This window comes from Bradyrhizobium sp. 137 (genome assembly GCF_023074095.1).
GTDB lineage: Bacteria > Pseudomonadota > Alphaproteobacteria > Rhizobiales > Xanthobacteraceae > Bradyrhizobium.
On record NZ_JADPKU010000055.1, the window covers coordinates 69,906 to 91,785 of the forward strand.

Annotated in this window: 22 protein-coding genes; 9 read left to right on the forward strand and 13 right to left on the reverse strand. The window is 63.8% G+C overall.

Annotation, left to right across the window (positions count from 1 at the left end; translation table 11 throughout):
* Positions 1-121 precede the first annotated feature (121 nt).
* The 4 genes from boxB to IVA78_RS16795 form a co-directional block, all read right to left on the reverse strand.
* Positions 122-1,573 carry a benzoyl-CoA 2,3-epoxidase subunit BoxB gene (gene boxB / locus IVA78_RS16780; RefSeq protein ID WP_247281843.1) on the reverse strand — a complete coding sequence of 484 codons (1,452 nt, stop codon included), beginning with the start codon at positions 1,571-1,573 and terminating at the stop codon, positions 122-124.
* A gap of 149 nt (positions 1,574-1,722) precedes the next feature.
* Positions 1,723-3,411 (reverse strand): 2,3-epoxybenzoyl-CoA dihydrolase, encoded by a 1,689-nt coding sequence (gene boxC, locus IVA78_RS16785; protein WP_247466581.1) that lies wholly within the window; start codon positions 3,409-3,411, stop codon positions 1,723-1,725.
* 192 nt (positions 3,412-3,603) lie between these two features.
* Complete coding sequence (locus IVA78_RS16790) at positions 3,604-4,422, reverse strand: alpha/beta hydrolase (protein ID WP_247281845.1); 819 nt, start codon at positions 4,420-4,422, stop codon at positions 3,604-3,606.
* 257 nt (positions 4,423-4,679) lie between these two features.
* Complete coding sequence (locus tag IVA78_RS16795; protein WP_247281846.1) at positions 4,680-6,221, reverse strand: benzoate-CoA ligase family protein; 1,542 nt, start codon at positions 6,219-6,221, stop codon at positions 4,680-4,682.
* A 120-nt stretch (positions 6,222-6,341) separates the two neighbouring features.
* Between IVA78_RS16795 and IVA78_RS16800 the strand changes: the two genes are divergently transcribed.
* Both IVA78_RS16800 and IVA78_RS16805 read left to right on the forward strand, forming a co-directional pair.
* Complete coding sequence (locus tag IVA78_RS16800; RefSeq protein WP_247418663.1) at positions 6,342-7,250, forward strand: helix-turn-helix transcriptional regulator; 909 nt, start codon at positions 6,342-6,344, stop codon at positions 7,248-7,250.
* Positions 7,251-7,319: 69 nt separating this feature from the next.
* Positions 7,320-7,715, forward strand: coding sequence for a group II truncated hemoglobin (locus tag IVA78_RS16805; RefSeq protein WP_247466585.1), 396 nt, complete (start codon positions 7,320-7,322; stop codon positions 7,713-7,715).
* A 51-nt stretch (positions 7,716-7,766) separates the two neighbouring features.
* Here IVA78_RS16805 and IVA78_RS16810 read toward each other — a convergent pair whose 3' ends face one another.
* Positions 7,767-8,099 (reverse strand): PRC-barrel domain-containing protein, encoded by a 333-nt coding sequence (locus IVA78_RS16810; protein ID WP_247307715.1) that lies wholly within the window; start codon positions 8,097-8,099, stop codon positions 7,767-7,769.
* Positions 8,100-8,164: 65 nt separating this feature from the next.
* A complete protein-coding gene (locus IVA78_RS16815) occupies positions 8,165-8,950 on the reverse strand; it encodes an IclR family transcriptional regulator C-terminal domain-containing protein (RefSeq protein ID WP_247466588.1) in 786 nt (261 codons plus the stop codon).
* Between the two features lie 109 nt (positions 8,951-9,059).
* Between IVA78_RS16815 and IVA78_RS16820 the strand changes: the two genes are divergently transcribed.
* From IVA78_RS16820 to IVA78_RS16830, 3 genes are all read left to right on the forward strand, one after another.
* Complete coding sequence (locus IVA78_RS16820) at positions 9,060-10,418, forward strand: aromatic ring-hydroxylating dioxygenase subunit alpha (RefSeq protein WP_247466592.1); 1,359 nt, start codon at positions 9,060-9,062, stop codon at positions 10,416-10,418.
* A gap of 149 nt (positions 10,419-10,567) precedes the next feature.
* Positions 10,568-12,013, forward strand: coding sequence for a glutamine synthetase family protein (locus IVA78_RS16825; protein ID WP_247466595.1), 1,446 nt, complete (start codon positions 10,568-10,570; stop codon positions 12,011-12,013).
* 289 nt (positions 12,014-12,302) lie between these two features.
* Positions 12,303-12,644, forward strand: coding sequence for a hypothetical protein (locus tag IVA78_RS16830; protein WP_247466598.1), 342 nt, complete (start codon positions 12,303-12,305; stop codon positions 12,642-12,644).
* Positions 12,645-12,771: 127 nt separating this feature from the next.
* Here IVA78_RS16830 and IVA78_RS16835 read toward each other — a convergent pair whose 3' ends face one another.
* The 7 genes from IVA78_RS16835 to IVA78_RS16865 all read right to left on the reverse strand — a co-directional run bounded on the left by IVA78_RS16835 (position 12,772) and on the right by IVA78_RS16865 (position 18,094).
* Positions 12,772-13,485: an ABC transporter ATP-binding protein gene (locus IVA78_RS16835; protein ID WP_247281854.1), complete on the reverse strand. Its 714-nt coding sequence runs from the start codon at positions 13,483-13,485 to the stop codon at positions 12,772-12,774.
* Positions 13,478-14,245 (reverse strand): ABC transporter ATP-binding protein, encoded by a 768-nt coding sequence (locus IVA78_RS16840; RefSeq protein ID WP_247281855.1) that lies wholly within the window; start codon positions 14,243-14,245, stop codon positions 13,478-13,480. The genes IVA78_RS16835 and IVA78_RS16840 overlap by 8 nt, the downstream gene beginning before the upstream one ends.
* Positions 14,238-15,182, reverse strand: coding sequence for a branched-chain amino acid ABC transporter permease (locus IVA78_RS16845; RefSeq protein ID WP_247466601.1), 945 nt, complete (start codon positions 15,180-15,182; stop codon positions 14,238-14,240). The genes IVA78_RS16840 and IVA78_RS16845 overlap by 8 nt, the downstream gene beginning before the upstream one ends.
* Entirely contained in the window at positions 15,179-16,096 is a 918-nt protein-coding gene (locus IVA78_RS16850; protein WP_247281857.1) for a branched-chain amino acid ABC transporter permease, read from the reverse strand. Before IVA78_RS16850 ends, IVA78_RS16845 begins: the two co-directional genes overlap by 4 nt.
* A gap of 304 nt (positions 16,097-16,400) precedes the next feature.
* Positions 16,401-16,619, reverse strand: a complete 219-nt coding sequence (locus IVA78_RS16855) for a hypothetical protein (RefSeq protein ID WP_247281858.1) — start codon at positions 16,617-16,619, stop codon at positions 16,401-16,403.
* A gap of 1 nt (position 16,620) precedes the next feature.
* The gene (locus IVA78_RS16860; RefSeq protein WP_247418679.1) at positions 16,621-17,280 is read right to left on the reverse strand and encodes an acyl-homoserine-lactone synthase; all 660 of its coding nucleotides are present in this window, start codon (positions 17,278-17,280) and stop codon (positions 16,621-16,623) included.
* Between the two features lie 85 nt (positions 17,281-17,365).
* Positions 17,366-18,094 (reverse strand): LuxR family transcriptional regulator, encoded by a 729-nt coding sequence (locus IVA78_RS16865; RefSeq protein WP_247281860.1) that lies wholly within the window; start codon positions 18,092-18,094, stop codon positions 17,366-17,368.
* Between the two features lie 166 nt (positions 18,095-18,260).
* Here IVA78_RS16865 and IVA78_RS16870 point away from each other — a divergent pair, with 166 nt between their 5' ends.
* The 4 genes from IVA78_RS16870 to IVA78_RS16885 all read left to right on the forward strand — a co-directional run bounded on the left by IVA78_RS16870 (position 18,261) and on the right by IVA78_RS16885 (position 21,791).
* Positions 18,261-18,437 (forward strand): hypothetical protein, encoded by a 177-nt coding sequence (locus IVA78_RS16870; RefSeq protein ID WP_247281861.1) that lies wholly within the window; start codon positions 18,261-18,263, stop codon positions 18,435-18,437.
* Between the two features lie 217 nt (positions 18,438-18,654).
* Positions 18,655-19,593, forward strand: a complete 939-nt coding sequence (locus tag IVA78_RS16875) for a LysR family transcriptional regulator (protein WP_247307702.1) — start codon at positions 18,655-18,657, stop codon at positions 19,591-19,593.
* Positions 19,594-19,725: 132 nt separating this feature from the next.
* Positions 19,726-20,604, forward strand: a complete 879-nt coding sequence (locus tag IVA78_RS16880) for a shikimate dehydrogenase (RefSeq protein WP_247281863.1) — start codon at positions 19,726-19,728, stop codon at positions 20,602-20,604.
* 56 nt (positions 20,605-20,660) lie between these two features.
* Positions 20,661-21,791, forward strand: coding sequence for an ABC transporter substrate-binding protein (locus tag IVA78_RS16885; RefSeq protein WP_247466604.1), 1,131 nt, complete (start codon positions 20,661-20,663; stop codon positions 21,789-21,791).
* The last annotated feature ends 89 nt before the right edge of the window (positions 21,792-21,880 follow it).

Sequence of the window (21,880 nt, forward strand, 5' to 3'; positions counted from 1 at the left end):
AGGCGGGGCATCCAGTACGCCGCGGCTTCTCGGCAAAGCCAGGACTACCTCTGGAATGCTGGATCACCCGCTTTCGCGGGTGATGACACCGTTTGTGTTGCGCGAGCCTCAGGCCCGACGCTTACGACTCGATCTTCACATACTCGAAATCGCCGGGCTTGTTGTCGATGCCGACCTTTGGCGGCGCAATCCAGGAGGCGAACTTGCCGGTTTCGGTGACGGGCTGCATCAAGGAGGTGATGAAGTCGCCGTCGCTTGCCGACGGCAGCCATTCGTCCTTGCGCTTGGCCCAGGTCGCCTCGTCGATCAGGATGCCGTCGGGCGTAGCATGGATATCCTTGAACTCGCCGATGTGGCGATGAAAGGCGACATTTGGCAGCGTCAGCTTGTAGTCGTAGCCTGCGGTCGAGATCACCTTGTTCCAGCGTAGCATGCCCTTGACGCAGTCTTGGCTGTAATCGTCGCGCAGGCGCATGTTGAGCGCGGTCAGCGCCGGCTCATCGACCAGCTTGATCTCGCCGTTGATGAACTTGAGCACCGGATAGGTGGCGTTCTTGAGTTGGTGATCGTCCTCGATCTGGGTCTCGTGGTAGCGGCCCTTGATGCCGGCGTTGAAGGCATTGGCCGCATTGGTCGACACTTCCGAGCCGAACAGGTCGAGCGACAGCGTGTAGTGCAGATTCAGCTTCTTCTGGATGGTCGGCAGGTCGATCACCCCTAGTGCGCGGACTCTTGCGATGTCGGTGGGGTCGGTGATAGCGGCTTCGCGCATGGCATCGCAGGTGCGCTGCACGACGCGGGTGATGCCGGTCTCGCCGACGAACATGTGATGCGCCTCTTCCGTGAGCATGAAGCGGCAGGTGCGCGACAGCGGATCGAAGCCCGACTGCGCCAGCGAATGCAGCTGCATCTTGCCATCACGGTCGGTGAAATAGGTGAACATGAAGAAGGACAGCCAGTCCGGTGTCGCCTCGTTGAAGGCGCCCAGCATGCGCGGCGCATCGGCATCGCCCGAGCGGCGGCGCAGCAAATCATCGGCTTCTTCGCGGCCGTCGCGGCCAAAATATTTCTGGAGCAGATACACCATCGCCCAGAGGTGACGGCCTTCCTCGACATTGACCTGGAACAGATTGCGCATGTCATAGAGCGACGGCGCGGTCTTGCCGAGATGGCGCTGCTGCTCGACCGAGGCGGGCTCGGTGTCGCCCTGGATCACGATCAGGCGGCGCAGCATGGCGCGATGCTCGCCCGGGACTTCCTGCCAGGCCGGCTCGCCGTAATGCTCGCCGAAGGGCACGACGCGGTTCTCTTCTTGCGGCGCAAGCAAAATGCCCCAGCGATATTCGGGCATGCGGACATAGTCGAACTTGGCCCAGCCTCGCGGATCGACCGAATAAGCGGTGCGCAAGTACACCAGCGATTCCTGGAAGCCTTCTGGCCCCATGTCGTTCCACCAGTCCATGTAGCCGGGATGCCAGCCTTCCAGCGCTTTGAGCACCTGGCGGTCTTCGGCGAGATTGACGTTGTTCGGGATCTTGGTCGAGTAGTCGACGTTCATGATATTCATGTTCATGGCCGTGCTCCTTGGTCTGTCTCGTTTCCCGGACGCTGCGCAACGCGAAGCGGTGCGCTGCAGAGCCGGGACCCATTGTCTGGTCCAGCGGGGTCCCGGTTCTGCGCAGCGTCACTTCGTGCCGCAGCGCGCCCGGGACACGAAAGTTGTCACACCCGCGTCATATCGAATTTCGGCTTCTGACCGCTGCCGTAGCGGCGCAGCGCGCCTTCCTCGCCGACAGCGTTGGGGCGCTGGAAGATCCAGTTCTGCCACGCGGTGAGGCGCGCGAAAATTTTTGATTCCATCGTCTCGGGACCGACAAAGCGCAGGCTCGCTTCCATGCCGGTGAGGCTGTCGGGCGAGAAACTGGCGCGCTCCTCGAGGAACACGCGGACCTCGTCGTCCCAATCGATGTCGTCGAGCGCGAAGGTGACGAGGCCGAGTTCTTCCGCCTGCTCGGCGTCGAGCGCGGTGCCAAGCGTCGCCTCCGCGCGCTCGACATCGGACGGATCAGCCTGGAAGCGCGATTGAAGCCGCGTCAGCCCATGGCTCATCGGATACGGGCCGAAATTCATCGCGGACAATTCGATCGACGGCGGCGGGCGGTTGTCGCCCTGGCGCGTGCCGATCAGCATGTAGGAGCGGTCGGCAGCGAACACGAGCTCGGCGAGCGTGCCGGCGAAGCAGGAGCCGGGCTCGACCAGCGTCACCAGCGTGCGCGAGGTGACGTCGATGCGCTTGAGGACTCGCTTCCAGTAGTGCCTGAGTTCATTGACCAGCCAGTGCGCCTTGTTGGCTTCGAGGAAGGCGTCGCTGGCAAGCACATGAGCGCGGTCACCATGGCTCTTGAACACCAGCATGGCGATCTCGAGCTCGTTGATGCGCAGATGCAGGATGGCGTCGTCGAGCTCGCGCGCGACCTGGAGCGGCCAGAACGAAGCCCCTTGCGCCATCATGCCGTCAATGTCGGCCGGCGGCGCCGCTTCCGGCGCCTTGATGGAGATGGTAGCGATGCGCGCGGTGCGATCGATGTCGACCGTGACGAAGCCGTAGCGGATGCTGGTCTCGTCGATCAGGCGCTTGAGCGGCGTCAGCGCGACGCCCTTGCCGCTCCCCTTGCGCTTCGAGGCGGCCGCGAATTCCTTGGCACGCTCGGCGATCTTCGCCTCCAGCTTTGAGTTCGGCGCGATCTCATCGACGAGGCGCCATTGCACGGCGCGCTTGCCCTTCACGCCCTCCTCGATGGTGCAGAAGAAATCAGCGTGGTCGCGGCGCACTTTTCGCTTGTCGACGACGCGGGTCAGTCCGCCGGTGCCGGGCAGCACGGCGAGCAAAGGCACTTCGGGCAAGGCAACGGCAGACGAACCGTCATCGGCGAGGATGATGTAGTCGGTCGCAAGCGCGAGCTCATAGCCGCCGCCGGCCGCCGAGCCGTTCACCACGGTGATGAAGCGCTGGCCGGAATTCTCCGAGGAGTCCTCCATGCCATTGCGGGTCTCGTTGGTGAACTTGCAGAAATTGACCTTGTGAGCGTGGGTGGAGCCGGCGAGCATGCGGATGTTGGCGCCGGCGCAGAACACGCGGTTTTTGGCCGAGCGCATCACGACGACCTTCACCTCGGGATGCTCGAAGCGCAGCCGCTGGATCGCATCCGCGAGCTCGATGTCGACACCGAGATCGTAGGAGTTGAGCTTGAGAAGATAGCCTTCGAACAGACCGCCATTCTCGTCGACGTCCATGATCAGCGTCGCGACGTCGCCATCGACCGCGAGCTTCCAATGCCGGTAGCGGGACGGGTCTGTCTGGAAATCGATGAACGTCGCGCCGCCTGCGAGGCGCCGATCTTCCCCGGCCATGGGTCACACCCTAAGCTTGATTATGCATTTTCGCCGTAGCGTTAGATGCACAATAATGCATCTTTTTGGATGCGTCTAGCCATTAACTGCCACGTCATGCACTTTGTTTCATGCCGATGCCGGCCAAGACTGCCTTGATATTACGAGCCCGCTGCGGTCCTACGCGGTCTCGGACCTGTCACGCCGCCGCCATCATGCGGCGCGTCCTTGCAGGCCCCGATCGTCGCGCAGGGCCGCTTTCGCGAATTGCGCGATCGCCTCGAGCGTCGCCGCCGGCGCCTCTCGATGCGGGGAATGCCCCGCACCTGAAATGATTTTCAGATCGACCGGGCAGTAGCACTCCTCCTGCGCGATCTCGACCTGACGCAGAGTGCCGTATTGGTCGTCCACGCCCTGCAGGACCATGACGGGAACGCGGATATAGGCGAGGTATTCCGAGATGTCCCAGTCGCGGAATTTTGGATCGAGCCAGGCGCCGTTCCAGCCGTAGAACGCGTTGTCGACGTCCTGATGCCAGCGCGCGAGCTTGGCCCTAAGGTCCGTGGTCTCGAAGGCCGTCTTGATCGCGGCGATGGATTTCACCGAGACGTCCTCGACGATGAAATGCGGCGCGATCAGAACGAGGCCGCTCAGGCGATGATCCTGATGCGCGCCGGCATAGATCGTCGCGATCGAGGCGCCGTCGGAATGGCCGAGTAGGAGGCCGCGCTTGAAGCCGATCATGTCGAGCAGCTTCGGCAGCACGTCGAGCGCCTCGCGCTGCATGTAATCGAGCGGCCGCGGCAGCGCGACCTTGCTCGACTGGCCGTAGCCTGCGCGCGAATAGACGAAGATGCCGGCGCCTGTGGCTTGCTGAAGCTTGTCCGGGAAGTCGCCCCACTGCGCGAGCGAGCCGAGGCCTTCATGCAGCATGACGATGCTGGGCGCGTCTGCAGCTTGCGGCGCGAGCCATTTGTATTCGAGGCAGGCGCCATCGATGCTGAGGAAACCGGTGGGGGTGAGGTTGGTCATGGTGTTACTCTTCTCTCTCGTCGTATCCAGCGTGGGACGCAATCACGCGCGGCTCGCTCGGTCGTTCCCTCCCCCTTGTGGGGGAGGGCTAGGGAGAGGGGTGCCACACGGGAACTCCCGGTGTGACGAAGAACATCGTTGCGCGACGACAATGACCGATTGCTTGGCTACCCCTCTCCCCCGCCCTCCCCCCACAAGGGGGGAGGGAGCGCAGCGGAGTTTGCCGCGCGCGCGAGTCGCACGTCGCATAGGCCCGCTCAATTCGCCCCCTCCCGCAACTTGAACCGCTGAATCTTCCCGGTCGCCGTCTTCGGCAGCGAATCCACCACGTCGATCCAGCGCGGATATTTCCACGGGCCGATCTTCTGCTTGACGTGCTCCTTCAGCATCTCCTGCAAGTCCGTCGTCTTCGCACCCGGACGCAGCACGACGAAGGCTTTTGGCTTCAATAGCCCTTCCGGATCGGCCTCAGGCACGACAGCGGCTTCCAGCACGGCCGGGTGTGTGATCAGTGCGCTCTCGACCTCGAAGGGCGAGACCCAGATGCCGGAGACCTTGAACATGTCGTCGGCACGGCCGCAGAAGGTATAGCGGCCGTCGGCATCCCTGACATATTTGTCGCCGGTTCGGGTCCACGGGCCTTCAAAAGTACGGCGGCTCTTGTGGCGTTGATTCCAGTAACCCTCGCCAGCGGAGGGCGCATCGACCAGGAGCTCGCCGATCTCGCCATCGGCGACGTCCTCGCCGGCCTCGTTGACGAGCCGCACTGCATAGCCCGGCACCGGCTTGCCGGAGGAGCCGTACTTGATGTCGCCGGGCGCGTTCGACAGGAAGATGTGGAGCAACTCGGTCGAGCCGACACCGTCAATAATGTCGACGCCGAAGCGCGCCTTCCAGCTACGACCAACGGATTCCGGCAGCGCCTCGCCGGCCGAGGTGCAGATGCGCAACGCCTTGCCGCCGCGCTCGTTCTTCATCGACTCATCGTTGAGCATGGCCGCGAACAGCGTCGGCACGCCGTAGAAGATCGAAGGATTGTAGCGGTTCATCAGGTCGAACATGCGTGCCGGCGTCGGCCGCTCGCTGTTCAGGATCACGCTGGCGCCGACCGACATCGGGAAGGTCAGCGCATTGCCGAGGCCATAGGCGAAGAACAGCTTTGCGGCGGACAGGCAGACGTCGCTCTCGCGGATGCCGAGCACCTGCTTGGCGTAGGTATCCGCGGTCGCCTGCAAGTTCGAATGCAGATGGCGCACGCCCTTGGGCATGCCGGTGGAGCCCGACGAATAGAGCCAGAACGCCGGCTCGTCCGGATGCGTCGCCGCGGTGGTGAACTGGTCGCTCTCGCCCGCGAGCTCCTCGGCGAGCTGCCTGTGGCCATTCTGCTTGTCGCCGGAGACCACAACGTGCTCGAGATTGGGCATGCGGCCGACGACGTCCTTGATGACGGGATAGAGCGCCTCAGACACGAACAGCACGCGGGCGCGGCAATCGGCGAGAATGTAGGCGTACTGATCGGCGGTCAGCAGCGTGTTGAGCGGCACCGGCACGATGCCGGCGCGGATCGCGCCCAGGAACACGATCGGGAAGTCGACCGTATCCAACATGATCATCGCCACGCGCTCCTCGCGACGGATGCCGAGCCGGCGCAGCATGTTGGCGGCGCGGCGCGTCTGGTGCTGCAGTTCGCCATAGGTGAGCCGCGAGACGGTGTCGTCGAAGACAGGCTTGCCTCCCCTGCCCTCCTCGACGTTACGGTCGAGCAGCCAGGTCACCGCGTTGTAGGATCCCTCGCTCACGGACGTCTCCCCAATTTAGAATTATAATTCATAGAAAGACACCGTGGCGGCTTGCTGTCAATGCCAGCAGGCATTATGTTTCATTAAAACGCGCCGCAGGACATCCGCTAAAGAAGACTCATGATCGAAAGTCCCGACGCCGAATCCCGATTTCTCGAACAGCTCGGCCAGCGCGTGCGCACCATGCGCGCGCTGCGCGGCATGTCGCGCAAAGTGCTCGCCAAAGTATCAGGGATTTCGGAGCGCTACATCGCGCAACTCGAGAGCGGCAAGGGCAATGTCTCGATCGTGCTGCTCCGCCGCGTCTCCGATGCGATGGGTGCACATCTCGAAGACCTGCTTCCTAGCGCCGATCCAACGCCAGACTGGCAGATGTTCCGCGATCTCCTGCGCAAGGCGACACCGGCGCAGATTGCACAAGCCAAGGATCTGCTCGCCGGCGGCAGCGCGTCTGCACCGCGGCGCGCGCCGTTCTGCGGCATTGCGCTGATCGGCCTACGCGGCGCCGGCAAATCCACTCTCGGCCGGATGCTGGCGAAGAAGATCGGCTGGAGTTTTGTCGAGCTCAACAAGGAGGTCGAGCAGCAGAACGGGCTCTCGGTCGCCGAGATCATTGCGCTGTACGGCCAGGAAGGCTTTCGCCGCATGGAGCAGGCGGCGCTGCAGCAGCTGCTCGCGCGCAACGAGCTGATGGTGCTGGCGACCGGCGGCGGCATCGTCTCCGAGCCCCTGACCTTCGACCAGATCCTGTCGTCGTTCTATACGATCTGGCTGAAGGCCGAGCCGGAGGAGCACATGGCCCGCGTCCGCCGCCAGGGCGATCTGCGTCCGATGGCGGACGATCGCTCGGCGATGGCCGAGCTGCGCAACATCCTGCTCAGCCGCGAACCGCTGTATTCGCGCGCCACCGCGGTGGTGGACACCGCGGGCCTGTCCGTCGATGCCGCGGCCGCACGGCTGATCGACGCGGTCCGCCCGGTGCTGCAGAACGAAGCGCGCAGCTTCGGCCTGCGCAGCCTCGCGCTGTAGGATCCCTTCCTCGCTGCATCTACACCCTCCAATTTCACTATATCCCAGCCCAACAGCAAGCGAAGACCGATGACCGATAGCGACGTCGCAATCTCCATGTTCGAGCGGATCGGCGGCAGTGCCACGATCGACCGGCTGGTCGATCGCTTCTACGAGCGCATGGACACGCTGCCGGAAGCGAAAGTCATCCGCGCGATGCATGCGGCCGACCTCGGTCTGATCAGGGACGTGCTGAAGCGCTATCTGACCGAATGGACCGGCGGCCCGCGGCTCTACTCCGTCGAGAAAGGCCATCCGCGGCTGCGCCAGCGCCACATCGGCTTTGCGATCGGTGATGCCGAGCGCGACGCATGGATGGCCTGCATGCGCGGCGCGCTGGAGGAGACGGTCAGTGACACGAACGCGCGGCAGGACCTCGCCAAGGCGCTGTCCGGTCTCGCCGACTGGATGCGCAACCGGAATTGATCGGGCGTGGTGCTGCCGACCTTTAGCCCGCCCACACGAGCTGCGACGCGGCTAGACCGACCAGTAATGCGGATGCGGGTAGGACCGCGAGCGGTCGCCCCAGTCGAACGCATCGCCGTCGAACTCGCATGGGCCGCTGCTGAGCTCGTCCAGCGTCAACTCGGTCTGGAACGCCTGCCGGCTTGGATCGTATTTCAGCGCGCTCCACTGGAGAGGGTAATGGTGACGGGTGCCGAGCAGCCCGCCAGTCTTGATCACGGCATAGGCGACCATTCCGCTCATCTTGTCCAGCATCAGTCGCTCGATCGTGCCGAGCTTCGTCCCGTCGCGTCCGTACACGGCGACGTGCTCCACGCGATCACTGGGAACCATGGTATGGTGCATGGCGTCCTCCCTGTTCTCTTGTGCTTGCTCATTATAACACCGCTTTCGAGACGACGGGAATGCAGCTACAGAAGCTGCGAGCGCACCAATTCCGCGCCCTCGCGCAACAGCGGCAGGAAACGGTCGAGCAGCTCCTGTGCCGGCACGCGGTCGACGTGAGCCCCCATGTTGATGGCGGCGACGATCACGCCGTCATAGCGCCGGACGGGAACCGAGATCGAGCGGAAATGCGGCTCCGCCTCGCGGTCGACCAGCGAATAGCCCTGCGCGCGGTCGGCAGTGATGCGCGCGAGCAGCGCTTTTGGATCAACCTCCGTCTGCGGCGTCAGCGCCTCGCGCTTCATGGTCTTCAGTCGCGCAGCAAGATCGGCGTCATCGAACTGGCCGAGCATTGCGCGACCGACAGAGGTGCAGAAGGCCGGAAGGCGGTAGCCGATCTCGAGACCGCCGGAGAATACGCGCGCAGGGCTTCCGCGCGCGATGAATACGACGTCATCGCCATCGAGCACCGCGAGCGACGCGATCTCCTGCGCGCCGATTGCGATGCGATCAAGGACCGGCTGAAGGACCACGACGAGCTGGTTCGAGCGCAGATAGGACGCTGCCAGCGTCAGCACATGGGGCGTCAGCGAGAACAGCTTTCCGTCACCGGAAGCGAAGCCGCCGCGCTGAAGCGTGAACAGCATGCGCCGCGCGGTGGCGCGCGGCAGATCGGCGGCGCGGGCGAGATCGCTTAGCGTCATCGGGCCGGGGTTGGTGCCGAAGCACTGGAGCAGCCGCAAACCGCGATCGAGACTCTCGACGAAATCCGTCGCGCGCTCCTCACTCTCGCTCCGCTTCAGCTTGGGCATGGCTTTGGATGTTCCTGCAAAATAGTGCTTGCTGCCGCGCCCAAGCATGTCATAATTCGCCCATTAGTTCAATAGGCGAACAAACTCCCCGCACAAGGATTTACGCGCCATGATGAGCCAGGAGCAGAACGACCTGATCACCCGCACCGGGCCCAAGGACCCCTGCGGCAGACTGATGCGGAGTTACTGGCAGCCGGCGGCGCTGGTGGACGAGCTAGAGGGTGCGCGGCCGATCCGTCCCGTAAAACTGCTCGGCGAGAGCCTGGTGCTGTTCCGCGACGAGACCGGACGGTACGGCCTGATCGACCGCCATTGCGCGCATCGCGGCGCCGACCTCGCCTTTGGTCGGCTCGAACATGGCGGCCTGCGCTGCGCCTTCCATGGCTGGCTGTTCGACGCCACCGGCCAGTGCATCGAGACGCCGGCCGAGCCGAAGGATTCCAAGCTCTGTCAGAACATTCGCCAGCGCTCTTATCCCGTCGTCGAGAAGAGCGGCATCCTCTGGGCTTATCTCGGCGAAGGTGCGCCGCCGGCATTCCCGGAGCTCGACTGCTTTGTTGCGCCCGGCACGCACACGTTCGCCTTCAAGGGCCACATGGCCTGCAACTGGCTCCAGGCGCTGGAGGTCGGCATCGACCCCGCGCACGCCTCCTATCTGCACCGCTTCTTCGAGGACGAGGACACGTCCACCGCCTACGGCAAGCAATTCCGCGGTGCCTCCGCCGGCTCTGACTTGCCGATGACGAAGATCCTGCGCGAATACGACCGTCCAATTATCAACGTCGAGCATACCGAATACGGTCTGAGGCTGATCGCGCTGCGCGAGATCGACGAGGAGCGCACCCATGTGCGCGTCACCAATCAGCTCTTTCCACATGGCTTCGTCATCCCCATGAGCACGGAGATGACGATCACGCAGTGGCACGTGCCGGTCGACGACGAGAACTGTTATTGGTACGCGATCTTCACCAGCTACACGAACCCGGTGGACAAGACGAAGATGCGCGAGCAGCGGCTCGAGCTCTATGAGCTGCCCGACTACAAATCGCGCAAGAACCGCAGCAACGATTACGGCTTCGATCCGCACGAACAGCAGACCGCGACCTACACCGGCATGGGCACCGACATCAACGTCCACGACCAGTGGGCGGTGGAATCGATGGGCGCGATCCAGGACCGCACCAAGGAGCATCTCGGCCAGAGCGACAAGGCGATCGTGCAATATCGCCGCCTGCTGCGGCAGGAGATCGAGAAGGTGTCGGGCGGCGAGAAGCCGATGCTGTTCCTGGACGAGGCCAACGCGCGCAGCATCCAGGGACCGGCGACCATGGACGGCATTGGCCCGACGCGGGGCTGGGAGACCTACTGGATGGAGGTCGACGTCAAGCGCCGCCGCGGCGCGCCATGGACCGCGCCGGTGCCGAAGGACATCGCCGACAACGTGCACCGGCTGACGGCGGCGGAGTAGCGCGGAATGCAGGGCCCTCCTTCGTCATTGCGAGCGCAGCGAAGCAATCCAGACTGCCTCTCCGGAAAGACCCTGGATTGCTTCGCTGCGCTCGCAATGACGGGGTATGTTGCAGCGGCCTCGCGCCTTACGGCTTTAGGAGTAGCAAAGTGACTTTCGTCGCGCGCCATGCGCTGTGGTCGGATGAGCAGAGGGACGCGGCGGCGCGCATGCGCCGCATCGTCGAGGAAAAGAACCTCGAGGTCATCCGCCTCGCCTTCCCCGACCAGCACGGCATCTTGCGCGGCAAGACCATCATCGCCGCTGAAGCTCTCGCGTCGCTGGAGAGCGGCTGCTCCATCACCACGACCATGCTTGCCAAGGACAGCTCGCATCGCACGGTGTTTCCGGTGTTCACCTCCGGCGGCGGCTTCGGCATGAAGGAGATGGAGGGCGCAGCCGACGTGCTGATGGTCGCCGATCCCAGCACTTTTCGCGTGCTGCCATGGGCGCCCGCCACAGGCTGGGTGCTGTGCGACCTTTATTTCAACGATGGCCGCGCCGTGCCGTTCGCAACGCGGGCGCTGTATCGCAAGGTTCTCGATGACCTCGCAAGCCGCGGCCATGATTTCGTCGCCGGGCTCGAGGTCGAATTCCACGTCTTCAAGCTCGACGACGCGCATATGCGGCCCGAGGACGCCGGCCAGCCCGGCACGCCGCCCTCGGTGAGCCTGCTCAGCCACGGCTATCAATATCTCACGGAGCAGCGCTTCGATCAGATGGAGCCGGTGCTGGAGATTTTGCGGCGTGACATCGTCGCGCTCGGCTTGCCCTTGCGCTCGGTCGAGGTCGAGTTCGGCCCCAGCCAGTGTGAGTTCACCTTCGCGCCGAAGAAGGGGCTGGAGCCCGCCGACAACATGGTGCTGTTCCGCTCCGCCATAAAGCAGATCGCGCGCCGGCATGGCTATCACGCCACCTTCATGTGCCGGCCGAAACTGCCGAACGTGTTCGCGAGCGGCTGGCACTTGCACCAATCGATCGTCTCGCGCGGAAATGGCGAGAACCTGTTCATGGCCAAGGAAACGGCAAAGGACAGCGAGCCGCTCAGCGCGTTCGGCCGAGCGTACCTCGCCGGCCTGCTCGACCACGCGCGCGCCTCCACATTGTTCACCACGCCGACCATCAACGGTTACAAGCGCTACCGCTCCTATTCGCTGGCACCGGACCGCGCGATCTGGGGCCGCGACAATCGCGGCGTGATGATCCGCGTGCTCGGCGCGCCCGGCGATGCTGCGACGCGCCTGGAGAATCGCATCGGCGAGCCCGCCGCCAATCCCTATCTCTACATGGCCTCACAGATTCTCTCCGGCCTCGACGGTGTCGACCGCAAGCTCGATCCCGGCCCATCGGCGGACACTCCCTACGAGACCAAGGCGCCGCTCTTGCCGAAATCGCTGCGCGACGCCGTCGCTGCGCTGAAGGACGATCCGTTCTTCCGCGAAAAGCTCGGGCCGGAGTTCGTCGACTATTATACCCACATCAAGAACGCCGAGATCGATCGCTTCCTGTCTGAGGTAACCGACTGGGAGCACCGCGAATATTTCGAGATGTTTTAATCGAGGCGCTCACGCCTCCGTGAGGCGACTTCGTCCCACCTGTTCCGACGACATCCGGCTGCCGTCCGACGAAGCCATTTTCCCCATCCCTCGAAAACCGGCGGAAAGACGCCGGGTCTAGATTGGCCCGTGATGAACAACGGAGTTCGATCATGTGGGACCAAATATTCAGCCTGATCTATCATCTCTCCTGCCGGACCACCCTGATTGAGATCGGGACGCATCGGCTAGCGCGTTAGCTTCCTGCCGGACCGAATAGGTAAGACGCATTGGCCAAATGGGCACTTCCATGCGCAAGCTGATTCTGATCGCGGCCCTGTCGCTGGTTGCAACAGAAGCCTTTGCTGCTGGCCCGCTGAGCCTCGCCGCAACCGATGCGAGCCAGGCCGAGCAGCCCGCCGCGGCGGTCGCGCCGCAGTCGACCCAGGCTCCGGCAGGGCCCGCGGCCGTTCAGGCCATAACGACGCCCACGCAGCCACCAGCCACACCTGCTGCAACCGCCGCAACAGCCGCGCAGTCGACTGCCACGCCCGCGAGCAGCACGACCGGCAGCAGCAAGGCGAAGCGACGCCAGCCCTCCGTCGAAGCGCGCGTGATCCGCGAACTGCATCGCCACGGGATTTATTGGTGAGGGCGCAGCTCTCACGACCGCCACTGCGAGCGAAGCGAAGCAATCCAGACTGCCGCGGAGGATCCTGGATTGCTCGCTGCGCTCGCAACGGCGAAGATGGGGGCGGACTTCGCGCGCCTCAAGGGCCTCAGATTCCTAAATATTTATGCTGAAGGTCCGGCGCGGCCATCAGCTCGTCGGAGGTGCCGCTCCAGACCGTCTTGCCGCGCTCGATGATGGAGTGGCGGTCGCAGATGCGGGCGAGGTGATCGACATTCTTGTCGACCACCAGGATCGACTGTCCGCGGCTCTTGAGCAGCGACAGGCAGTTCCAGATCTCTTCGCGAATCAGCGGCGCGAGGCCTTCGGTCGCTTCATCCAGAATCAGAAGCTTCGGGTTGGTCATCAGTGCGCGCCCGATGGCAAGCATCTGCTGCTCGCCGCCGGAGAGCTGGTTGCCCATGTTGGAGGCACGCTCGGCGAGGCGCGGAAACAGCACGTAGATCGCGGCCAGCGTCCAGGGATTGGGGCTAGCGAAACGATCGGCGGCGGCGGCTACGAGATTTTCGCGCACGGTGAGGTTCGGGAAGATCTGACGTCCCTCCGGCACGATGCCGACGCCGAGCTGGGCGATCCGGTATGACGGAAGCTGCCGCACCTCGACGCCCGCGAAACGGATGCTGCCTGCGCGCGCCGGCGTCAGGCCCATGATGGAGCGGATGGTGGTGGTCTTGCCCATGCCGTTGCGGCCCATCAGCGAGACCATCTCGCCCGGTTTGATCGACAGCGACAGGCCGAACAGCACCTGGGACAGGCCGTAGCAGGTCTCGATGCCCTCGACGTCCAGCAGCGTGTCAGCCATGATGCGTCACCACATGCTGATCGCCGAGATAGGCGCGCTTGACGTCCTCGTTCTGGCGGATCGCGGCCGGATCGCCGGAGGCGATGACGCGGCCATAAACCAGCACCGAAATCCGGTCGGCGAGCGCGAACACCGCCGGCATGTCGTGCTCGACGAGCACGATCGAGACCTCTTTGCGCAGCTCCTGGAGCAACTTCACCATGCGCTGCGATTCGGTGACGCCGAGACCTGCCATCGGCTCGTCGAGCAGCAGGAGCTTCGGCTTGCTCGCGAGCGCAACCGCGAGCTCGAGCTCGCGCCGCTCGCCATGGCTGAGCCTGGACACCACGACATCGGCGCGGTGCAACAGGCCGACGCGATCGAGCGCTGCATGGGCGGCATCGCGCAGGCCCTTCTCCTTGCGCGCATTGGCGAAGAAGCGGAACGACGTACCGGCATGCGCTTGGGCTGCCAGGGCGACATTATCGGCGGCGGTGAAGTCGAGCAGCAGCGAGGTGATCTGGAACGAACGGGCGAGGCCCAGCGCGCAGCGGCGATAGGCCGGCAGATAGGTGATGTCCCGCCCCGCCAGCGACACGCTGCCGGAATGCGGTTCGAGGTGCCCCGTGAGCTGGCTGATCAGCGTGGTCTTGCCGGCACCGTTCGGGCCGATAATGGCGTGCAACTCGCCGCTAGCGACCTCGAGCGAGACGTTGTCGGTCGCGATGATGCCGCCGAAGCGGCGCACCAGCTTTTCGACGCGGAGCAGCGGTTCAGCCACGGCCAGCCCTCCCGAGCGCGCCCATGATGCCGCCGCGGCCGAACAGGACGATGAGCAGCAAGAGCGGGCCCATGATCAGCGCCCAATATTCGGTGATCTGCGACAAGAACTCTTCCAGCAGCAGGAACACCACCGCGCCCATGATCGGACCGAACAGCGTGCCCATGCCCCCCAGGATCACCATCACCATGAGATCGCCGGAGCGGGTCCAGTACATCACGGCGGGACTGACGAAATCGGTGTTATTGGCGAGCAGCGCGCCGGCAAGGCCGCACATGGTGCCTGATATGACGAAGCAGACGAGTTGGTAGCGCTTGGCGGGGAAGCCGATCGCCTGCATGCGCTGCTCGTTGGAGCGCAGGCCCTGCACGACGAGGCCGAAGCGCGAATTGACGATGCGCCAGATCAGGAAAATGACACCGAGCAGGCAGGCGAGGCAAAGATAATAGAACTGCATGCGGTCGCCGAGATTGATCAGTCCGGAGAAGTCGCTGCGCTTGTAAACGGTGAGACCGTCGTCGCCGCCGTAGCGCGCCAGGCCCGAGGCGACGTAATAGGCCATCTGCGCGAAGGCCAGCGTGATCATGATGAAATAGACGCCGCGCGTGCGCAAAGAGAGCGCGCCGATCACCAGCGCGTAAGTCGCGGAGGCCGCAAGCGCGACGGGAAACTGGATGAAGCCGCTTCCGACGCCCTCCTGCGCGAGCATCCCGACTGCGTAGCCGCCGATGCCGAGATAGGCAGCGTGACCAAAACTCATCATGCCGCCGAAGCCCATGATGAGATTGAGGCTCGCCGCCGCCAGCGCCAGGATGATGATGCGGGTGAACAGCGTCAGGATGAAGATGTTGCCGGTCAGGTGCGAATAGAGCGGCAGCAGCACGAGGCCCGCCAGCATCAGGGCCGTCACGGCTTTGCTCACACTGAAAGCCTTCATCGACGATTGGCCGGAAACAGCCCCTCCGGCCGCACCACCAGCACGATCGCCATCAGGAGATAGATCAGCATGGACGACAGCGCGGGCGCGGCAGTGGAGGCCGCGGCGCCGCTCAGCACCTGCCGGAGCAGGTTCGGCAGGAAAGCGCGGCCGAGCGTGTCGATCATGCCGACGAAGATTGCGGCCAGGAACGCGCCGCGGATCGAGCCGATGCCGCCGATCACGATGATGACGAAGGCGAGGATCAGGATGTTCTCGCCCATGCCGATCTGCACGGTGAGGATCGGCGCCTGCATCAGACCGGCAAGGCCTGCGAGCGCGGCACCTAAGCCAAAAACCAGCGTGTAGAGCAGCTTGATATTGATGCCGAGCGCGCCGATCATCTCGCGGTTGGAGGCCCCGGCCCGGATCAGCATGCCGATGCGGGTGCGCATCACGCCGAGATAGAGCAACAGCGCGACCAGCAGCGCGACCGCGATGATGGCGAGGCGATAGGCGGGATAATGAATGCCGGGCAGGATCGGGACCGGCACGGTGAGCCAGGCCGGCAGCGGCAACGCCAGGCCGGCCGGGCCCCAGATCAGCCGCACGGCTTCGTTGAAGAACAGAATCAGGCCGAAGGTCGCGAGCACGTGGTCGAGATGGTCTCGCCCGTAGAGATGCCGCAGCGCAGTCATCTCGAGCACGATGCCGAGCACGAGGGTTGCGCCAAGCGCCATCAGCGCACCGAGCAGGAAGCTGCCGGTCCACGCGGCGAAGGTCGCGGCGAAATAGGCGCCCATCATGTAGAGCGAGCCGTGCGCGAGGTTGACGAGATCCATGATCCCGAACACCAGCGTCAGGCCGGCGGCGAGCAGGAACAGCAGCAGGCCGAACTGCAATCCGTTCAAGAACTGTTCGACGACGAGCAGCATCAAGACTCTTTCAGGCGCACGCAGTGTCACGCCGATGTTCGAACACGGTCGCCATCAGTGAAAGAGCTCCCCCTGCCTGTTCAAGGCCGAAAAATGGGTAATGGCAGTATCGTTCCGAGGCAAGTGCGATTTGACACCAAACATGCACTTTGTTGCATCCCGGCGCCACGCGGCCGACACCTGCTTTGCAATGCAAGAAGATTGCCGCGCGGTATGGGGCAACCTGCCGCACCCAAACGGTCACCCTCCCCCAGGCAAGCCGAGGGAGGGTGGAATGTCGTTGAAGCTTTAGCGAGAGATGCGTCTAGTGCGACGTCATCTGGTGGGGAAGGTCGTCCGGTTCAGCGAGCACGCTATTCACCGTCGAGGCCTCCAGCGCTGCCATCCTGAACAGATAGGCCAGCGTCGTCAGTCCGGCATCGTCCGCCATCTGCGCGAGCTCGAGCGCCATGTCGGACATGTAACCGAGATTCTCGTCCTCGATCTGCGCCATGATCTGGCTGTCCCGCATCATGTTCGACATCTCAAGCGCTCTTTCGTTGCGCGGCAGCGACGCCGCGGAGGTTAGCACGGGCAATACAGTCGATCCGCGGACCGTCCTGCTGGACGATGCTCGTCATTCCGATACGGTCGCGCACGATATCGAGCGACCCCTGACTGACCTCGATCGTTGCAGCCATGGTCCAGGAATTTTCCATCAGCGCCGGCAATCCCAGCGGTGTCACGATGAATCCGATGTCGTTGAAGCGCGGCAACCACCACGTCTCCATGACGAGACAGAGACGCTCGATGCCCTGATCGAGACAGAACTCCTGCGCAGCCGCCATCAATTGCAGATTGAAGGCGCCGTCGCGGCGCTCCCGTGACACGAAGAAGCGCGACCACTCCCAGACCAGCGGGTCCGACGGGCATCCGCGCACGGCCGCGAGATGCGGGAAGACTTCGCTCATCATTGTCGGTCTGGCGGTGGGATACAGGCGGAAGCTGCCGAGCACCCGGCGGTTTTCGAGAGCCAGCAGGTAGACCGCATCCTCATTGTCGTAGCTATCGATCTCGCGGCCGTCGGGCTTGCGTAGCGACTCCCATTTCCGCTCCTCGACAAAAATCTCGTGACGGACCCGAAAATACTGTTCGAGAACGTCCTCGTTGAGGTGCCGATTGGCGGCAGAAATCACATGAATCATGCACTCCCCCCTGGCTCGAAATGAAGGGAGCCTCAGCGAAAAAGGCAAAGTCGACTATTGGGAAATTTCCCAGTAGGCGAGGATTTCAGGGATTGATGATTCTGTGGCGGATCGCGATCGCGACCGCATGCGTCCGGTTGACGGCGCCGAGCTTGCGCGCGGCAGTTGCAAGATGCTCTTCCGCAGTGCGTTGCGTGATGTGCAGGATCTCGCCGATCTCCCAGGCGGACTTGCCTTGCGACGCCCAGGCAATCACCTCGCGCTCGCGCGGGGTCAGGCGCATCGAGGGATGCGGCGCCGGATCGAGCAGACGGCGAATGTGATCGAAGCCGTACATCCCGATCAGGTGCAGCGCCGGCTTGCTGCGCGCATTGAGATCGAGGTGGACGCCACCGAGCGAGACGCCGGCCTCATAGCCGGTCAAGCCGTGGATCGGCACGACGAAGCCGCGCGACATGCGGAAATCGGCGGCGCGCCGCATCACCTCCACCGCACCCGGCTCCAGCTCCGGATCATACGGCGCCTCAGACCACTCGAAAGGATTCACCGTCTGCCGGCATTTGCGGATCACGGGGTCGACACGGTCGTAACTCTTTTGGACATAGAGGTTGAACCACTCCGCCGGCCATTTCTTGGCGAGCACCATCTGGGAAAAGCGCTGATCGGGATTCGGCAAGCCCGTTACGATGATATGTTCGAAACCGTATCGGCTGAACGCGGTCGCAAGCGCGTCCATGGCGTCCGGAACTTTGGTATAGGCTTCCAAGCCTTCGATGAAGTCGAGCGCCTCCCGACCATAGTCTACGGCGGACATCAGTGCGTTTCCTGACTCTCGCCCCGCCGTATAGCACGCATTGGGGAGCTGCCTCAGGTCGCCGTGGCCGTAGTTTACCGGTGCTCATCCGCTCCGAAGACTTAATCTACTTGTGGCAGAAATGACGTCACGATACACCTGAAGCGTACGAAGCGGGAAAACCACGATGGAAGACGAGGACATCGCTCTCAACAGCGTGCTCGGCCTGGAATTGAACCGCGTGTTTTTCGCCGTCCGCCAAACGGCAAACAAGCAAAAGATCATCGAGTTCGCGCGCGAGGTGCTGCAAAGCGAGCGCGCCGAGCTGGCGAACAGCCTCTTGCCCGAGGGCCCGGCGGGTTAGCCAACGCAGTTGCAGCTTCACGCGCCCCGCTTCCATTTGAACGCGCTGATTTCCGTCGAAACGATCCGACTGTTGCCGTCTCCCCTCCCGAGCGGGAAGCCTAAGGACCCGAGAGCAACTTGCCTCCTCCGCCCATGTTGACAGACACTTGCCGCTGGATGACATCTCGGCTCTCGTGAGATGATCGAGATCACGATCATCCTTCGGACGCCCGGACATGATGACGCTGCGCCAGGTTGAAGTGATACGTGCCGTGATGGTGACGGGCACCATCGGCGGCGCGGCGAAGCTGCTCAACGTCTCGGCACCGGGGATCAGCCGCCTCGTCAAATACACCGAGCGCTCGCTCGGCATCCGCTTCTTCCAGCGCCAGAACGGGCGCTATTTCCCGACGCCGGAAGCCGAGAACATCTTCGAGCAGATCAACGGCGTCTACAAGAAGGTCGACGACCTCTCCGAGATCATCTCCAAGATCGGCCGCGGCGGATTGTCGGAGCTGCGCATCGGCTCGGTGCCGAGCATCTCGCAGGTGATGGTGCCGCGCGCGATCGAGCGCGTCCGCCGCCGCTATCCGGACCTCGGCATCGACATCAACATCCTCAAGCTCGAGGAAGCCATCGATTATCTGATGCTCGGCCGCGGCGAGTGCGTGGCGATGAGCTACCGACTGGAACATTCAGGGCTCGACTTCATGCCGCTCGCCTCGGGCGAGCTCTATTGCATCGTGCCGCCGGGACATGAGCTCGCCGGCCGCAAGCAGGTCTCTGCCGCCGAGATCACCCGCTATCCGCTGATCGGGATCGATCCGAACGACCCTTACGGACGGATCATGGCCGAGATCTTTGCGCGCAACCGGCTCGACTACAACATCACCATCCGCGCGCGCTTCGGCACCACGGTCTGCGCCCTGGTCAAGGCGGGGCTCGGCATCGCCATCATCGACCAGTTCACGGTGGCCCATGGCGGCTATCCCGGAATCGAGCTCTTGAAGATCACCGAGCCGACACGGTTCGACACCTATATCGCGGTGAAGCGCGGCGCGCCGCTGTCGCTCCATGCCGAGTATTTCATCGATGCCCTGCGCGCCGAGATGCGCGCGGTCGAGCCGTCCCGCGGCAACGGCAAGGCCGTTTCGGCACGCGGGCGGAAGAAATAACATTATGTTAGGTTTACCGGATAAAAGGGTAATTGTGTTAGGCAGGGGAAAGGCTATCGTCGCGGCTGGAATTGCGCGGATTTCCCCGCTAATGGCCGGGCCCGGACGCTCCCAACGAGACGATAGCGAACCATGTCGAAGCGCGAACACGCCGCCAGCAGGAAGCTTCTCACCGGCCTGATCGGCGCGCCGATCGCGCATTCCGCGTCCCCCGCCATGCATGAGCGCGCCGCCGAGGCGCTCGGCCTGCGCGGCCACTACCAGCTCATCGAAGTGGCCGGTGCCGATGCGGCCGGGCTCCGCATGATGCTCGAAGGCGTGCGCCGGCTCGGCTTTGCCGGCGTCAATGTGACCTATCCTTATAAGGAAGCGGTGGTCCCACTGCTCGATGCGCTGGCGCCGGACGCTGCCGCCATGGGCGCGGTCAACACCGTCGTCGTCAGGGACGGCCAGCTGACCGGCCACAACACCGACACTACAGGCTTTGCGCGTGCGGTGGCCCCGCTGCTGGCGCCATCAGCCAACTCCGTTGCCGTGATCGGCGCAGGCGGCGTCGGCAAGGCGATCGCGTTTGCGCTGGCGGGCCTGGAGGTGACCGATATCCGCATCTTCGACAGCGAGCCGGCGCGCGCCGAGAAACTCGCCTCGCTGCTTGCCAGGCAGGGCCGCGCGAGGGTGGCCGGAAACGTCGAGGACGCACTCGATGGTGCAACCGGTCTCGTCAATGGCACGCCGGTCGGCATGCTGCCGAACCGAGACACCCCGGTGCCGGCGGCGCTGCTCAGGGCAGACCTGTGGGTCGCCGATGCCGTCTATTCGCCGCTGATCACGCCGCTGCTTGCCGCAGCGCGACAGAAAGGCGCTCTGATCATGACCGGGCGGGAGCTTGCGATCTATCAGGCCGCCGACGCCTTTGAACTGTTCACCGGCCTTGCTCCATCGACCGAGATCATGGGAGAGGCTTTTGATGCCGTGATGGCTGCGCGCACCGCCGCCTATCAGGCAGCTTGAGACGAAGCGGCCGGGCACAAGGCCGCTTGCAAGATTTGAAACGGGAGGAGAGGACGATGAAATCAACGCTATTGGTGGGCGCGCTGCTCACCGCCATGACGGCAACGAGCGCCCTTGGCCAGGCGATCAAGCTCGCCGACGTCGCCGAGCTCTCCGGCGGCGGCGCCACCGTCGGCACCAACTGGAAGAACGGCATCGACCTCGCGATCGAGGAGATCAACGCCAAGGGCGGCGTGCTCGGCCGCAAGCTGGAGGTCACCCACGCCGACTCGCAGTCCAACCCCGGCGTCGCCCGCGCCCAGGTGCAGAAGGCGCTCGACGCCGAGCCCTATGTGCTGCTCGGTCCCGGCTATTCCGGCTCGGTGAAGGTCACCGCGCCGCTCGCGGCCGAAGCCGGTATCGCGCAGATCATGGGCGGCGAAGCCGCAGAGCTGACGCAGGCGGGCAACAAGTTCCTGTTCCGCACCTCGTTCGGCCAGCAATCCTCGATGCCGAAGGTCGCCAAATACATCCACGACGAGATGAAGGCGAAGACGGTTGCGGTGGTCTGGGTCAACAACGACTTCGGCCGCGGCGGCCGCGACGTCGTCGTCAAGGAGCTCGACCGGCTCGGCTCCAAGGTGGTTGCCGATCTCTCCACCGAAGCGGGCCAGGCCGATTTCGCCGCCGACGTCGGCAAGATCAAGGCTGCCAATCCCGATGCCGTGTTCGTTTATCTCAATGAGGAAGAGAGCGCGCGCATCCTGAAAGAACTGAAGCGGCAGGGCGTCACCGCACCGCTGATGGGCGAGACCACGCTGATCGGCCAGAAGGTGATCGAGCTCGCTGGCGATGCCGCCAACGGCGCGCGCGGCCATGTCGGCCTCACCACCGATGCCCCGGTCGATCTGATCAAGGCGTTCCGCGAGAAATTTTCCAAGAAGTACAATTACGTGCCTGATCATAACGGCCTGAAGGGCTATCTCGCCGTCTACATGGTCAAGGCCACCACCGAGAAGATGGGCAAGGTCGACTCGAAGAAGTTTGCCGACACGCTGCATGGCCTGACCATCAAGGCCGCCGACGAGCCGGGCATTTTGATGGACGTCACCTTCAGCGACACCGGAGACATCGACCGTCAGAGCTTCCTGGTCGAGGTGGTCGAAGGCAAGCAGGTCGTGAAGCAGGTGCTGCCGAAAGTGAAGTGAGGTTCGTCTCTCTCCGCTTGCGGGGAGAGACCGGAATTTGCGCAGCAAATTCCGGGTGAGGGGGAGCTTCCGCGGGTCCAACTATTACC

Excerpts from the sequence above, each read along its gene's own strand:
- boxB (WP_247281843.1), bottom strand. The coding sequence starts at position 1,573 with ATGAACATGAATATCATGAACGTCGACTACTCGACCAAGATCCCGAAC.
- boxC (WP_247466581.1), bottom strand. The coding sequence starts at position 3,411 with ATGGCCGGGGAAGATCGGCGCCTCGCAGGCGGCGCGACGTTCATCGAT.
- IVA78_RS16790 (WP_247281845.1), bottom strand. The coding sequence starts at position 4,422 with ATGACCAACCTCACCCCCACCGGTTTCCTCAGCATCGATGGCGCCTGC.
- IVA78_RS16800 (WP_247418663.1), top strand. The coding sequence starts at position 6,342 with ATGATCGAAAGTCCCGACGCCGAATCCCGATTTCTCGAACAGCTCGGC.
- IVA78_RS16805 (WP_247466585.1), top strand. The coding sequence starts at position 7,320 with ATGACCGATAGCGACGTCGCAATCTCCATGTTCGAGCGGATCGGCGGC.
- IVA78_RS16810 (WP_247307715.1), bottom strand. The coding sequence starts at position 8,099 with ATGCACCATACCATGGTTCCCAGTGATCGCGTGGAGCACGTCGCCGTG.
- IVA78_RS16815 (WP_247466588.1), bottom strand. The coding sequence starts at position 8,950 with ATGCCCAAGCTGAAGCGGAGCGAGAGTGAGGAGCGCGCGACGGATTTC.
- IVA78_RS16820 (WP_247466592.1), top strand. The coding sequence starts at position 9,060 with ATGATGAGCCAGGAGCAGAACGACCTGATCACCCGCACCGGGCCCAAG.
- IVA78_RS16830 (WP_247466598.1), top strand. The coding sequence starts at position 12,303 with ATGCGCAAGCTGATTCTGATCGCGGCCCTGTCGCTGGTTGCAACAGAA.
- IVA78_RS16835 (WP_247281854.1), bottom strand. The coding sequence starts at position 13,485 with ATGGCTGACACGCTGCTGGACGTCGAGGGCATCGAGACCTGCTACGGC.
- IVA78_RS16845 (WP_247466601.1), bottom strand. The coding sequence starts at position 15,182 with ATGAAGGCTTTCAGTGTGAGCAAAGCCGTGACGGCCCTGATGCTGGCG.
- IVA78_RS16850 (WP_247281857.1), bottom strand. The coding sequence starts at position 16,096 with ATGCTGCTCGTCGTCGAACAGTTCTTGAACGGATTGCAGTTCGGCCTG.
- IVA78_RS16855 (WP_247281858.1), bottom strand. The coding sequence starts at position 16,619 with ATGTCGAACATGATGCGGGACAGCCAGATCATGGCGCAGATCGAGGAC.
- IVA78_RS16860 (WP_247418679.1), bottom strand. The coding sequence starts at position 17,280 with ATGATTCATGTGATTTCTGCCGCCAATCGGCACCTCAACGAGGACGTT.
- IVA78_RS16865 (WP_247281860.1), bottom strand. The coding sequence starts at position 18,094 with ATGTCCGCCGTAGACTATGGTCGGGAGGCGCTCGACTTCATCGAAGGC.
- IVA78_RS16870 (WP_247281861.1), top strand. The coding sequence starts at position 18,261 with ATGGAAGACGAGGACATCGCTCTCAACAGCGTGCTCGGCCTGGAATTG.
- IVA78_RS16875 (WP_247307702.1), top strand. The coding sequence starts at position 18,655 with ATGATGACGCTGCGCCAGGTTGAAGTGATACGTGCCGTGATGGTGACG.
- IVA78_RS16880 (WP_247281863.1), top strand. The coding sequence starts at position 19,726 with ATGTCGAAGCGCGAACACGCCGCCAGCAGGAAGCTTCTCACCGGCCTG.
- IVA78_RS16885 (WP_247466604.1), top strand. The coding sequence starts at position 20,661 with ATGAAATCAACGCTATTGGTGGGCGCGCTGCTCACCGCCATGACGGCA.